This window comes from Lentimicrobiaceae bacterium (assembly GCA_020636745.1).
Taxonomy (GTDB): domain Bacteria; phylum Bacteroidota; class Bacteroidia; order Bacteroidales; family Lentimicrobiaceae; genus Lentimicrobium.
Genome location: JACJXH010000008.1, coordinates 124,859 through 140,410, shown reverse-complemented (window position 1 = coordinate 140,410; position 15,552 = coordinate 124,859). Strand labels below are relative to the sequence as shown.

8 protein-coding genes and 1 pseudogene are annotated in these 15,552 nt (G+C 39.9%); 5 read left to right on the top strand and 4 right to left on the bottom strand.

The features are described 5' to 3' along the window. Window positions 1–3: 3 nt before the first annotated feature. On the bottom strand, window positions 4–3,036 hold the full coding sequence (locus H6541_12490) for a TonB-dependent receptor (protein MCB9016607.1): 3,033 nt from the start codon (window positions 3,034–3,036) through the stop codon (window positions 4–6). A gap of 613 nt (window positions 3,037–3,649) precedes the next feature. Between H6541_12490 and H6541_12485 the strand changes: the two genes are divergently transcribed. Together H6541_12485 and H6541_12480 are read left to right on the top strand one after the other, a co-directional pair. After that, complete coding sequence (locus H6541_12485; protein ID MCB9016606.1) at window positions 3,650–4,660, top strand: LacI family DNA-binding transcriptional regulator; 1,011 nt, start codon at window positions 3,650–3,652, stop codon at window positions 4,658–4,660. 175 nt (window positions 4,661–4,835) lie between these two features. Beyond that, a complete protein-coding gene (locus H6541_12480) occupies window positions 4,836–6,683 on the top strand; it encodes an alpha-amylase (GenBank protein MCB9016605.1) in 1,848 nt (615 codons plus the stop codon). 873 nt (window positions 6,684–7,556) lie between these two features. Here the strand turns inward: H6541_12480 and H6541_12475 are convergent. After that, window positions 7,557–8,783: pseudogene (locus H6541_12475) on the bottom strand (MFS transporter). Window positions 8,784–9,058: 275 nt separating this feature from the next. Here H6541_12475 and H6541_12470 point away from each other — a divergent pair. Then, complete coding sequence (locus H6541_12470; protein ID MCB9016604.1) at window positions 9,059–10,177, top strand: alkaline phosphatase; 1,119 nt, start codon at window positions 9,059–9,061, stop codon at window positions 10,175–10,177. 38 nt (window positions 10,178–10,215) lie between these two features. Continuing rightward, complete coding sequence (rfaD, locus tag H6541_12465; protein MCB9016603.1) at window positions 10,216–11,181, top strand: ADP-glyceromanno-heptose 6-epimerase; 966 nt, start codon at window positions 10,216–10,218, stop codon at window positions 11,179–11,181. Window positions 11,182–11,269: 88 nt separating this feature from the next. Here rfaD and H6541_12460 read toward each other — a convergent pair whose 3' ends face one another. Both H6541_12460 and H6541_12455 read right to left on the bottom strand, forming a co-directional pair. Further along, on the bottom strand, window positions 11,270–11,605 hold the full coding sequence (locus tag H6541_12460; GenBank protein MCB9016602.1) for a MerR family transcriptional regulator: 336 nt from the start codon (window positions 11,603–11,605) through the stop codon (window positions 11,270–11,272). A 12-nt stretch (window positions 11,606–11,617) separates the two neighbouring features. After that, the gene (locus H6541_12455; GenBank protein ID MCB9016601.1) at window positions 11,618–12,589 is read right to left on the bottom strand and encodes a M23 family metallopeptidase; all 972 of its coding nucleotides are present in this window, start codon (window positions 12,587–12,589) and stop codon (window positions 11,618–11,620) included. A 160-nt stretch (window positions 12,590–12,749) separates the two neighbouring features. On the opposite strand from H6541_12455, the gene alaS reads away from it, so the two are divergent. Beyond that, entirely contained in the window at window positions 12,750–15,362 is a 2,613-nt protein-coding gene (gene alaS / locus H6541_12450) for an alanine--tRNA ligase (protein MCB9016600.1), read from the top strand. The last annotated feature ends 190 nt before the right edge of the window (window positions 15,363–15,552 follow it).

The window sequence follows — 15,552 nt, the reverse complement described above, 5'->3', positions numbered from 1 at the left end:
ATTTTAGAGGTTTAAGTTTACACCGAAAACAAACGTACGTGCACGAGGATAAAAATTGTTATCGATTCCACCATCTACCTCAGGATCCAATCCGTTATATTTGGTTATAACAAAAGCATTCTGCACCGTGAAACTAAAACGTGCATCGATCTTCTGGTTGAACAATTCGTTAAAATTGTAACCAACACTAACGTTATCGAGACGGAAGAATGAAGCGTTCTCAATATAAAAATCAGACCAGTACTGAGGTGTGTTGAATTTGGTATTATTTACCTGTGTTGGCAGGTTATTGAAATAGCCTGACTGATTGTAAAGACTGCTGTAAACAGCTCTGTCGGAAGCTACATTATTGTAAACGTAGTTGCCAATGTTAACCCTTGCCGATAAAGCAGCGTCAAACTTCTTATATCTGAGTGTGGAAGAAAGTCCCATAACAAAATCAGGGGCAGGTTTTTCGTAATGATATTTATTCAACTCATTACCTGCAATATTTCCGCCCTGACCGCTACGGTCGATGTACAGTCCTTCAATAGGCATTCCGTTATCATCATATACTTGCTGATAAACATAAAACGAGTTTGCAGGGAAGCCAACATTGTTGTTCTGAATAAAATTACCAACACCTCCACTGATTCCTCCAACAGGAACACCTGAATATTCAGGATCGTCATTCAATGAAATTTTTGTAATCTCATTTTTGTTGTATGAAACATTGTAACCAACAGTCCATAAGAGATCTTTGGTAATAACAGGTTTCACATCAATCATCAGTTCAACTCCCTTATTCTCAAGACTTCCAACATTGGTAGTCAAGTAATTGGAGAAGTTACTTCCAACTGCGATGGGAATATATCCGATCAGATCTTCAGTTTGTCTGAAATAATAATCAATGGCTCCGGTTACTCTGTTATCGTAGAATCCAAAGTCGAGACCAACATTATAGGTTGTGGTTGTTTCCCATTTCAGATTTGCATCATAAGGATTCGGACGGAGTGTAGGATAGAAGTTACTGCCAAACTGATAATAAGCAGTAGGTTCGCTTATGACATAAGTGGCCAGGTATGGATAATAATCCCTGAAGTTATCGCCAATATTCTGCTGTCCGGTAACACCATAACCCAGGCGCAATTTCAGGTCTGACAGATTCTGGAGTTTGCTGGCAAATCCTTCATCTTTTATCCTCCAGGCAAAAGCTACTGCAGGGAACAAACCCCAGCGTGTATCTTCTGAAAAACGGGATGAACCGTCATCACGTAAAGTAACAGTAAGTAAATATCTGTCGTTAAGTGTATAATTTAACCTTCCAAAGAAAGAAACGAGGTAGTTTTCATTGATGTACTGTGTACTGTCCTGAACAACCGTTTCATCTCCGTTGCGTGAGTAATTGTCGCCTTCTCTTTTGAAATGTTGCCATGAATAACCAGCAGTAGCATCAATTTTACTTTTGATTGAAGGCAATTCCTTCACATAATTCAGGTAAAAATCCAACAACTCCATATTTTTTTCCTGGGTGTAGTCAATTTTTTGACCAATACCCTGACGGAATGTCCAGGCTGCTTCGTTCGGGGCATTATTTATACCATCGCTGCTCGATTTATCAAAACCCATATTTAAATTGGCTTTTAATTCGGGCAGGAAATGGAATTTATATTCAAACTGAGCATTACCAAGGTAACGGTTTACCGTTGAATTGTTGGTTGTTTGATTCAGTAAAGCAACAGGATTGCTCACTCCGATTGGGTTAGGATAACCATTAGGATTCATTGAACCATCTTCCAGTGTATCGGCCAGATTAACCCATGTGTGATATCCGCCAAAACGGGTATTTCCATTCATTACCGGCTGAGTAGGATCATAAGCTACTGCAGAACCAACAGCCCCTGTGTTACTGAATTCATATTTAGACTGACTTCCTTTAAAATTGAGGTCAACTTTCAGATGATCATTCAATAAAACCGGACTCAGGTTAAATGCGCCTGAAAGACGGTTCATATTGGTTTCTTTCAAAATACCATCCTGATTGGTATAACCCACAGAAGCTCTGTAAGGAAGCTTGCTTGCATTGCCTGCGATGCTCAGGTTATGATCCTGAGTAAAGGAAGAACGATAGATTTCATTCTGCCAGTCGGTATTTGCAGTTCCCAAACGTTTTACAGATTTATCGCTTAAGCCTGAAAAGCCTTTATCTTTCAATTCGTTAACCAATACTTTAAAGTCATCACCTGAGAATACTTCTAATGTATTGGGTACAGTATTGAGCGAAAATGCGCCATTGTAATTGATGGCCATTTTCTTACCACCGGCTGAAGCTCCTTTTTTGGTGGTAATGATAATGACACCATTCGAAGCTCTTGAACCGTAAATAGCGGTTGCAGAAGCGTCTTTTAATACTGTAAATGATTCAATATCATTGGGGTTAATAGAAGCCAGTGGGTTAGCAGAACCTGAAATCCCGGTGTTGTCAACCGGAATACCATCTATAACAATCAAAGGATCATTACTGGCATTGAGAGAAGATCCTCCCCTGATGCGGATAGTTGCTCCTGAGCCCGGCGCACCTCCGTTGGATGTAATAACCACACCGGTAGTTTTACCTACCAGCAACTCCTGGGGAGAAGTAATAGCTCCGCGGTTAAAATCCTTAGAGGAAACAACAGCAACCGAACCGGTAGCATCACTTTTTTTAACAGTACCATATCCGATTACAACTGCTTCTTCAAGTGTTGTAACAGAGGGAACCATCACAATGTTAATGCTAGTTTTGTCGCCTACAACAACTTCCTGGGTGTTGTAACCAATAAATGAAAACACAAGTGTTGCACCTTTATCAACATTAATGGAAAAACTTCCATCAATATCTGTAATCGTGCCTGTTGTAGTGTTTTTTACAGCAATGGTAACCCCAGGCATGGTTTTACCATCGTTTGCATCTGTAACCTTCCCTGAAATCCTGACTCCCTGGGCGAAACCCTGGTAAGCAAAAGTCAGACTCAGAAAAAGAAACAGAACTTTCAGCAATGTAGAATGCTTCTTCATAATTCTGATTTTGGTTGGTGGTTTATTATTATTTAATTGGTGATGAAAATTCAGTTTAAAAACTTTCTTGGTAAACGCATTTGAAAGCAATATCAAATCGTCGATAAACATATAGAAAACCTGTTCTACATGTTCTTCTTTCTGAAATTAACCATCAGAAAGATAATATGAATTCTTGCACATAAATATATGAATAAACAAAGCTCAAATATCCTATTGTTAAAAAACAGTAAAATTTTATCAGCACCAGACTAAAAATTTCGATTGTCTGTTCAATCAGTTTAGCCCGGAGTATTAAAAACTTTTTAAAATGTTTTATTAAATTAAGTTGAAAGCATTAAATAACATCGGCTTTCGAGGCACAATGTTAAGAAAATATTAATAAATAATTCACTGATTTTGCAAGTATTTCGGGCGAAAAGTCAAAAAAATACTTGCAAACGTTTCCGCAATCGTTTGCACCGTAATAATAATTTTAAAAAAAATATCGCCGGGCTGATTTAGTTGAGCAATCAGCCATTTTTTTTGAAATTATTGCGGTTGACAAGGATTATTATACACGAATCATGTATCTTTATCGGGAAATCTAATTATACGTGTTTAATTAACTGAAATGAAATCGAACTTAATCTCGATAAACGACATAGCCCGGGCATTAGGAATCTCACCTTCCACTGTATCAAGAGCCCTCAAGGATCATCCTGATATCAGCACTGAGACCAAACGTGTTGTAAAGGAATATGCCGATCAGGTTAATTACAGGCCCAATGCATTGGCATTAAGCCTTAAAAGGCAGCGTTCGAATACCATTGGATTGGTTATTCCGGAAATTATTCACCACTTTTTCTCCTCCATCATTAGCGGAATTGAAGAACTTGCTTATGCAAAGGGATACAGATTAATCATTTGTCAGTCAAATGAAGATTATAAACGAGAAGTCATCAATACACAGGTATTACTGGATAACAGAGTTGATGGTATACTTGTATCAATGAGCAAAAGCACCGAGGAGCATGGCCATTTCAAAGACTTAATTGACAGTGGCATTCCTTTGGTTTTTTTCGACAGGGTATGTGAAGAAGTAGAAACCGACCGCGTAGTTACAGCTGATTTTGAAGGTGCTCTCATTGCCACCAGCCATTTGATTGAACGTGGATGCAAAAAAATTCTGCATCTTGCCTCTCCTCAACATTTATTGATTGGAAAGTTAAGGAAAGAAGGATACCTGAAAGCTTTATACAACTACAATATCAGTCAACATGATTCCTACATCATGCAATGTGACACCCGCCAGGAAGTATATGGCCTTAAAGATAAAATCTTAAAACTGGCACCTGAAATTGACGGAATATTTGCTGTAAATGACTTTACCGCCATTGCTGTGATGCAGGTATTGCAGGAAAATGGGTACAAAATCCCTGATGATATTGCGGTTACCGGCTTTGGGAATGATCCGATTGCCAGTATAGCTCACCCTCCTTTAACTACGGTTGAACAAAGAGGTTTTGAAATGGGCCGCCAGGCGGTTGAAATACTTATCAGAAGAATTGAGAACCCGGCTACCTTTATAGAATTTCAAACGAGAGTAATTCCTGTTTCCATTGAAAAACGCGCTTCGAGCTGATAATCAGAGGCCCAATACCACATGACATCCAACTATCTGAGCAATTCTGCAGTCATCTAATTGGCTATGGTTTATCATACGACAGGATGACTGCTGATGCTGCATCATATATACCCACCCGACAAACCTCAGAATCACCATCTGATTTAAACATAACATCAAAAAACAGAGTCTTATGAAAAGAATATCTTATCCGGCACTTTTTTTATTTATGCTGTTGTTATCAGCATGTAACTCGGAAGTAAAACAAGCCATTACAAATGGCCCACCCGACTGGTCAAAAAATGTAATCTGGTATCAGATATTTGTAGAGCGTTTTAACAATGGAGACACAAGTAACGACCCGACAATTTCATCCATTTCAACGCCTTCAGCATCGTTTCCTGTGCCCGATGACTGGGCCATAACCCCATGGACATCTGATTGGTACACACAGGAAAGCTGGGCAGCAAAAACCGGTCGCGAGCTAAGAGAAACCATGCAGCACCGCCGGTATGGAGGTGATATACAAGGCATTCTTGACAAGCTTGATTATCTTGAAGATTTGGGCATCACTGCTATTTATCTAAACCCTATTAACGATGCGCCTTCGCTTCACAAGTACGATGCAAGAAATTACCACCATATTGACATTAACTTCGGTCCCGACCCTGAAGGTGATTTGGCAATCATGGCAACTGAAAACCCGGGTGACCCAGGCACCTGGAAATGGACTTCGGCAGACAAACTCTTTCTTAAACTTGTAGACGAACTGCACAAACGCAACATTAAAGTAATTGTTGATTACTCATGGAATCATACCGGCGTACTATTCTGGGCATGGCAGGACTTAATCAAAAACCAACAAAACTCACCCTATAAAGATTGGTATGAAGTATTATCCTATGACGACCCTTCAACACCACAAAATGAATTTAATTACAAAGGCTGGCTGAACATTATGAGCCTTCCTGAACTAAAGAAAGTAAATGTGAGAGGCGAAAGAATCTCAGGCCATCCATATGAAGGAAACATGAATGAGGGTGCCAAAAAACATATTTTTGATGTCACACAGCGCTGGCTGGCTCCTGATGGAGACATTTCGAAAGGCATTGATGGATACCGCCTTGATGTGGCCGATCAAATTCCTATGGGATTCTGGCGCGATTACCGCAAATTTGTCAAAGAAATAAACCAGGAAGCATATCTGGTGGGCGAAATCTGGTGGGAAAAATGGCCGGATAATCTGATGAATCCGGCACCTTATGCAAATTCTGAAATTTTTGACGCTGTAATGTTTTATCAGGCATACCGGCCTGCAAGAGGCTTCTTTGCCTCAGCAGAACCCCTGGCAGATGCGCAACAACTTGCCGATAGCCTTACAATGGAATGGAACAGACTGGAAGAACCTTTCAGGTACTCAATGATGTGCGTTAATGCAACACATGACAGCCCCCGGTTACTTTCATGCTTTGCCAACAAAGGAAAATATAAATACCATGCATCGCCTTATGAAGACTCCAACTATATAAGCGGCCGGCCCGACCCGGAAACTTACCAAAGAGTAAAACTTTACCTGGCGCACCAATTTACCAGCATAGGAAGCCCACATATATGGAACGGCGATGAATTTGGAATGTGGGGTGGTGACGATCCTGATGAACGCAAGCCCTTGTGGTGGGACAACCTTACTTTTACACAGGAAACCAGAACAAACATTCAGCCAGGACCCAAATCATTTGACAATGTGGAATTTAACAGTGAAATGCTGGCCTATTACAAGAAACTCATCAAAATAAGGAAAGAAAACCAGGTACTGTCTGATGGAAAACTTGAATTTGTGCAGTCAAAAGGCAAAATATTGATTTATAAACGCTTTAATAACACTGACCTTGTTTATGCACTGTTCAACACAGGAGACGCATCTGTAAAAGTAAACCTGGATGAAAAGTCAAAGTATACCAATTTGCTTGATGGTTTATCCTACCCTTCAGAAGAGATTGAACTTGGTCCCATGTCGGCTTTGATTTTGAAAAGAGATTAACGAAATTTTGAGAAAAGGGACAAATTGAGACAAAAACGGGCAAAAAACACATTTTTTTTGCCCGTTTTTCATGCAAAAAAGGGATAAAAATTCGTCAAAAAGTTAACACTTATTCAATAAACGGGTACGCTGGATAAAAAAGTCCGGACACTTATTCATTTGTTCACTTTTTGCTTTTTTTTTGTTGCACCTTTGTCTCATAGATTTATAGTAGTTATAGTTATAACAAAGAACATCCCGGGTTCTTTGTTCGAGTTAATCCCTCCTATCATTAAATTTTAATTGTCGTTAAAAAAAACCTGCAAATCCCGGCAGGTTTTTTTTTGCATAAAAAAAGCGGCATCATGGATGCCGCTTTTTTTATTGTCTAACCTTGCATTATGATTGTTTGTTAGGTAATTCAAGGCCATAACCCTTTTTCTTGTCTTCACGTTTTAACAGTAAAGCAAATACCAGGGCAAGAATACCAAAGCCAGTGAATATCATCATTGGCAATGTATAATTATAGAAAGAAGCCACATTGCTGAATTTAGTAACAGTATTGCCTTTTGAAGTCACAAAATGGTCAATCCGGCCTTTTTGTTCAAAAGAATACATGGGCACTTTCACCTCTTTTTTCTTCTCAACTTTTTTAAACGCTTTATCAGAGATATTTACACGCTGAATGGTATCACCAGAAGACACAACGATGGAAGAAACCGCGCCTTCAGCATTATTTACAAAAGCGACAACCTGCAAGGTTGTATCTTTTCTTCCGATAGAGCCTACTTCAGATAATTCATATACCTGTTTATCCATTGTTACCAACTGAGCAATATTATCGCCCTGAGTGGTATTAAATCCAGTACCAACAATAGAAAAATAGCCAATAAAACAATACTTGTTCAAAACCCAACCGATAAGAGCAGGAACACCCATAAGACCCCAGTTTTGCACCCAGAAAATAAGGGCATAAGCACTACCAAGTTGTTTTTCAGGGATGATTTTAGGAACTGAAGGCCACATAGCAGAAGGTACAAGTGAAAAACCGATACCAAGAACAATAATAAGCAGGATAGCAACAATCCACTGATTCAGGAATGGGATGGTAAACAAAAGATGAACAAAAATCAGAAGCAATGAACCAATAATCATAATGGTTGCGCCTTTACCCTTGCGGTCGTAAAGGTTACCAAAAAACGGGGTCAACAGAATAGTACCAAAAGGCAGCATAGCAGGAATAATTCCGGCCCAGTCTTCATTAATGCTAAACTTCTGAACCATCAAATCAGTGGCATATTTGAGGAATGGAAATACAGCCGAATAGAACAATACACAAAGGATAGCAATGTACCACCATCCTTTATTGGTCACAATTTTCAAAATATCAGAAGCACGGAAAGCCTCTTCTTCATCAACAAAATTATTTTCTTTATTTACAGCAGCTTGTGAAACATCAAGCTTTTTATCCATAAATGTGTAGATAATAAAAGCGATAAGACCAATACAGAGCAGAATAAGACAAAGTAAAATTGGAGCTGATACTGTATTGAATGCCTTAGCAATGGGCACCGAAGTTGAAAGAGCCAGCGCAGTTCCCATTCGGGCTGTGGCCATTTCAAGTCCCATAGCCAGTGCAAGTTCTTTACCCTTAAACCATTTAACAATGATTTTCGAAACAGTAATACCTGCAACTTCAACACCAACGCCAAAAATAGCAAATCCAAGACCAGCCATAAATACCTGGGCTTTGGCATCCCAGAAGAGAATGTGCCAGGTTTGACCATCTAATGAATGTGTAGAAACCGCCCAATACTTTATCAAAGTACCAAGAACCATAATAATGGAAGCTCCAAGTCCGGTAAAACGAACACCCATTTTATCGAGTACAATGCCTCCAAAAATAAGCATGAGCAAAAACACGTTAAACCAACCATAAGCGCTGGTAAAAAATCCAAAATCTGAGCTGTCCCATTGAAGCTGGCCTTCAAGCAAGCCTTTGAGAGGTGCCATTACATCTGTTAAATAATAACCCGTTAACATTGTAAAAGCAACTACTGCCAGCGCTGTCCACCGGGCTGCTTTTGATTCACTAAGTAAAGACACGGCTTTTTCTTTCATAAAGGTTCAATTAAAGTTTGATAATTATACTGAGTTGAAAATTTCCGGAATTTTTCTATTGTTTTAAATGGCCTTTTTAAAGCCTGCCAAATGTACTTAAATTTTTAAATAACACACTTGAATGTCAGTTAAATTGTGGAATCTGATAATCCACATTTCACTCATGGCTATACTTAACACTTAAATAATATCATACAACCCGCTAATTTTCTACTTTTGCAATGAATTTCATTTATATGAATCCATCTTATCAAAATCGGTTTAATCCGGATATAATGAAAAAAACTACACTCATTCTTTCTTTGTTTTTTCTGGTTTGTTTCTATTCCAATGCGAACGAGAAAAAGCAACGCAGTGGAAATCACCGGAAACATCACCCTAAAAACATTATACTCATGATAGGTGATGGCATGGGGCTTTCACAGATGTATGCGGCATACACTGCCACCCAGGATAATCTGAGAATAACCCAATGCCCGAATATAGCACTGGTTAAAACTTTTTCTGCCAGCGACTACATAACCGATTCTGCCGCTTCCGGAACGGCCATTGCCACAGGATTCAAAACTACCAATGGAATAATTGGAATGCTCCCCGACAAAACGCCCGTTCGCAGTATATTAAAATATGCCGAAGACAATGGTCTTGCTACAGGCCTGGTTGCAACAGCGGCTATTACACATGCCACTCCCGCATCTTTTATTGCTAGTGTTGAAAGCCGTAAAATGCATGAAGAAATTGCTATGCAATTTCTGGATACTGATATTGATGTTTTTATTGGAGGCGGCTACAACGACTTTGCCAGAAGATCAGACAGTATTCATTTGATAGATAGTTTAATTTCCAGGGGGTACCATATAGCTAAAACCATTCCTGAAATGTTAAACGTTCATCAGGGCAAGATGGCGGCATTGCTATATCCGGAGCATGCGCCCAAAGTTTCAGAAGGTAGAGGCGACATGCTTAGTCTGGCAACATCCAAAGCTATTGACTTGCTGAGTTTAAACAAAAAAGGCTTTTTTGTAATGGTTGAAGGTTCTCAGATTGACTGGGGCGGCCACGACAACAATATGGATTATGTTGTTAAAGAAACTATTGACTTTGACAAGGCCTGCGGAGTAGCACTTGATTTTGCAATTCAAGATGGAAATACTTTGGTCATTATTGTTGCCGACCATGAAACCGGCGGACTTAGCCTTCCTGTCAGAGAAGGTCAGTGGGGCAACCCTGAAGGCAAATTTTCAACCGACGATCACACTGGCATCCCTGTTCCTGTGTATACATTTGGCCCGGGGGCAGAACAATTTCACGGGTTGATTGACAATACTGATATCTTTAAAAAAATCTACCATCTTTTTAGATTTAAGGACAACGTCAATCTGCCGGGTAAATAAATCAGTCATCATTTTATCACACTTTAAAATACGCTCTCATGATAGTTGTAACAGGCGCAGCAGGATTTATTGGCAGTTGCTTAATCAGCAAATTAAACAGTGAAGGACTCAACAATATTGTAGCTGTTGATGATTTCACAAAAACAGAAAAAGCCAACAACCTCGAAGCCAAAAATATAAGTTTAAAGGTTGAACGAAGTCAATTTTTTGAATGGCTCGAACTTCATGGCAATGAAGTTGAATTTGTGTTCCACATTGGAGCCCGCACCGACACTACTGAATTTAACAGTGCAATTTTTGATGAATTAAACACAGGCTACACGCGCAAAGTATGGACATTGTGCAGCCGGTTCAGCATTCCGCTCGTCTATGCTTCGAGCGCTGCCACTTATGGGCTTGGCGAATTTGGATATAAAGACGATCATGCGATTGTAGAACAATTAAAACCATTAAACCCTTATGGGGAATCAAAAAACGATTTTGATAAATGGGCACTGAAACAGACTGAAACACCTCCTTTTTGGGCTGGCATGAAATTTTTTAATGTTTACGGGCCAAATGAATACCACAAATCAAGAATGGCTTCTGTCATCTTTCACGCTTACAGGCAGATAAATGAAACCGGCAAAGTAAAATTATTTAAATCACACCGTCCTGATTTTGGAGATGGGGAACAATTACGCGACTTTGTTTATGTAAAGGATGTAATTTCAGTATTAACATTTATGATGAAGCAGAAGCCCGCATCAGGCCTTTACAACCTGGGAACCGGCAAAGCCAGAAGTTTTGTTGATTTAGCAAAGGCTACTTTCAATGCTTCAGGTAAGGCTTCTCACATAGAGTTTATTGATACCCCGGCCGACATCCGCGATAAATACCAGTATTTTACTGAAGCCAATATGCAAAAGCTAATCGATGCAGGGTATAAACAGGCTTTTACATCACTTGAAGACGGAGTTTCAGATTATGTAACCAACTACCTCAGTAAAAACGCATATCTATAAACCTTGAAGAGAGAAAAAAAATGCGGAATAAGCCTAAAACAGCTTATTCCGCATTTTTTCTGTAACCATTCGGGACGAAAAGTACGCCTTAAATCTCTTCCTTTAAATCAAGAAGGAACTTCTTCACTTTTTGCAGCCTGCGCACAATATCAGCCTGATCAACAGATTCTTCAGGATTTGACTTAAGTTTTTCCCTTGCCCCCTGAAGTGTAAAACCTCTTTCTTTTACCAGATGGTATATCAGATGAAAATTAGCAACATCCTGCTTGGTAAAAAAACGGTTACCCTTTTTGTTCCGGTAAGGTTTGATGATGTCAAACTCCTTTTCCCAAAACCTGATGAGCGAAGCATTTACATTAAACATTTCAGCCACCTCTCCTATCCTGAAGTAGACCTTTTCAATTTCCTTTTTCTTGTAAGGCATATCAGAAAATTATCAATCAAGTGTTTGTGAAGGCCTTTGCGACAATTCAATCATCATCTCATATTCTTCGGGGGTAATATCATTAAAGAAGAAGTTAATTGGATCGACAGGCTTTCCACCTTTTCTAACTTCGTAATGCAAGTGTGGGGCAGTTGATTTTCCGGTATTTCCGACATGACCAATAACCTGGCCTCTCTTAACCTTTTCGCCTCTTCTCACATCCATTTTCGACAAATGCGCATACACTGTTTCATAGCCAAAGCCATGATTGATGGTAATACAATTGCCATATCCGCTTCTTGAGCGTTCAACACTTGTCACCGTTCCGTCACCAGTGGAATAAACATCGGTGCCAACAGTTGCCGTAAAATCAATTCCTTCATGAAATTTCGTAACCTTGTAAAAAGGGTCAGTACGATAACCAAAATAAGACCCGATTCTTTTGAGCTCCTTATTTGAAACCGGTTGAATAGCAGGAATTGAAGCCAACAACTCCTCTTTTCGTTTGGCTAAAGCAAAAACTTCGTCAAAGGACTTGGACTGAACATATAGCTGACTGGTAATTAAATCGAGTTTGCGCGCAGTATTCTCAATAATCTCGGTATTTTTAAAGCCTTCCAGTTTGGCATATCTGTCGCTACCGCCAAAACCAGCTTTGCGAACCGACGAAGGAATCGGTTCTGATTCAAAAATAATGCGGTAAATATTGTCATCCCGATCCTGAAGGTCACTCACCACATTCTGCACCTGCTCCATTCTGTCATTCAAAATTTTAAACTGGAGCTCATACTGTTCAATTTCACGCTGAAGCATCCGCTCTTTGGGCGATTCAATAAAATTATATGCCAGCACCAGTACAGCAGTTGCAAAAACCATTCCTGTTGCTAAAACAGAAAACAGGCGCAGCAAACGTTGCTTTAAAGTAACCTGAACTTTCTCAATCTTTAATGACTTTGTATTGAAATGATATCTGATTTTCGCCATGTGACTTTGTTAAGTGTTGTATTTTAAGCTTTTATGGCAGATTTCAAGCTTATTTAATAAGGTGTCGGCAAAATTAACATTTTCAACTAAATTTGCAACCCGAAATAAAGATTAAAAGAAAAACATTATAAATTTTTAACATCAGTCTAATCATTTGTTTATGAACGCTCAACAAATCCGGCAAACTTTCCTCGACTTTTTCAAATCAAAAGAACATCAGACAGTTGCATCGGCACCGATGGTCATTAAAGATGACCCCACACTGATGTTTACTAACGCTGGAATGAATCAGTTTAAAGACATTTTTCTGGGCAATTCACCGGTAAAGTTTCCCCGGATTGCCAATTCTCAAAAATGTTTAAGGGTTTCCGGAAAACATAATGATCTGGAAGAGGTCGGGCATGACACCTATCACCATACCATGTTTGAAATGCTTGGCAACTGGTCATTTGGCAATTACTTTAAAAAGGAAGCGATTGCATGGGCATGGGAGTTACTTACCGAGGTTTATAAAATTGATAAAAGCAGATTATATGTCACCATTTTCGGAGGAGATGAAGGCGACAAACTGGAAGCTGACATGGAAGCATTTGACTTCTGGAAAGAACTGATAGCAGAGGATCGCATCATTCGCGGCAATAAGAAAGACAACTTCTGGGAAATGGGCGACACCGGCCCTTGCGGCCCCTGCTCAGAGATACACGTGGATATCAGAAACGACGATGACAGAAACAAAATAAACGGAGCAGATCTTGTCAATACAGGCGATCCTCTTGTTATCGAAATCTGGAATCTGGTGTTTATGGAATTTAACAGACTCGCCAACGGAAATCTTCAACCCCTGCCAGCCAAACATGTTGACACAGGCATGGGATTTGAACGCCTTTGCATGGTATTGCAAAATAAACAATCAAACTACGACACAGATGTTTTTCAGCCGGTTATCGGCAGAATTTCAGAAATGTGTAACATCAAATATGGCGCATCGGCTAAGTCTGATATTGCCATGCGTGTAATTGCCGACCATTTGAGAGCAATCGCATTTGCCATTGCCGACGGGCAGTTGCCGTCAAATAATAAAGCAGGATATGTTATCCGACGAATTCTGCGCCGCGCGGTGAGATATGGTTATACATTTCTCAACCTGAACGAGCCCTTCATATACAAGCTTATTCCTGTGCTCACCGGGCAAATGGGCGAATACTTCCATGAACTGAAAACACAAAATACGCTGATTGAAAAAGTTATTGCTGAAGAAGAAACTTCTTTCCTGAGAACTTTGTCACACGGTATCATTAAGTTTAATCAGTACGTGGAATCAAACAAATTGTCTGATACCATTGACGGCAAATTTGCTTTTGAATTATATGACACATACGGTTTCCCCATTGACCTAACCAGCCTGATGGCGCGTGAACTTGGCAAGGAAGTTGACATGAAGGGCTTTCAGCAAGGCCTTGAAATGCAAAAAGAACGCTCACGCAAAGATGCCTCCGTAGAAGTTGACGACTGGCAAATTGTTGATGAGAATGCCAAAGAGATATTTGTTGGTTATGATAAACTTAGCATAGAAACAAAAATTTCGCGCTACCGCAAGGTTCATTCAAAAGGCAAAGACTTTTATCAGGTTGTGCTGTCAGAGACCCCGTTTTATGCCGAAAGCGGTGGCCAGGTAGGTGATACCGGATTGATTGAATCGGAAGGAAATATCATCCATGTTACGGACACGAAAAAGGAAAACAACCTGATTGTTCATTACACTGACTCCATCCCGTCCAATCCGTCAGCTGTTGTATTAGCCCGGGTTTCTGAACAGGCCCGCAACAATACAGCCAACAACCACTCAGCCACGCATCTTCTTCATCAGGCCCTCAGAACTGTAGTTGGCACACATGTTGAACAAAAAGGCTCATACGTGCATCCCGATTACCTGAGGTTTGATTTTTCTCATTTTCAAAAACTTACTGAAGACGAAATCAGCCAAATTGAAACCATGGTAAATAAACTCATCAGGGAAAACCACCCTCTCCATGAATCAAGGGGCATTCCAATGGAGGAAGCCCGGGAAATGGGAGCCATGGCTTTATTTGGTGAAAAATACGGCGATTCGGTCAGAGTCATCAAATTTGGCAACTCAATTGAATTATGCGGAGGCACACATGTAAGAGCAACCGGGCAAATTGGTATGATAAAAATTGTTTCAGAGTCAGCCATCGCTGCAGGAGTAAGGCGAATTGAAGCAATTACTGCCGAAAAAGCAGAAGCCTATTTTAACGAACAAATAGCCCTCATCAATGAGCTGAAAGAGCTCGTTAAAAACCCTATGGACCCTATGAGGGGTGTTAAAAATATAATTGAGGAAAATCAAAAACTCAAATCACAACTTGACGCGTTTAATGCCGAGCGGGTAACAAACTTATGTAACAGCCTGATAACAAAGGCACAATCGTTCGATAAATTCAAACTGATTGCAGCCAGGCTCCACATAGAGCCATCGGCCGCTAAAGACATTGCCTTCAAAATAATGGCAGAAGGAGAATTCGTGGTCATGCTGGCAACTGAATCAGACGAAAAACCGGGTATCACTGTCGGCATCTCTGAAACGCTCGTCAAAACACTGAATGTAAATGCTTCAGCTATTGTTAAAACACTTGCACGCGACATCCAGGGTGGCGGAGGAGGACAACCTCATTTTGCAACTGCCGGAGGCAAAAACGTTGCAGGACTTGACCTTGTAGTAAAAAAAGCATTTGAAATAGCAGCTGAATTATAAGTCTGCGGAAATTTAGTATCTGAATTCCTGCCAATTAATCCTATCCAGGATTAACCTTAAAATTCAATCCTACTCCCCTTCCATTCATTCACAAACAATGGAAGGGGAGATTAAACGTAAACCATAAAACCGAACGCAACAACATCAGCCAAAGCCATTAGGAAAATAACAAAGCACACATTAAACTGTA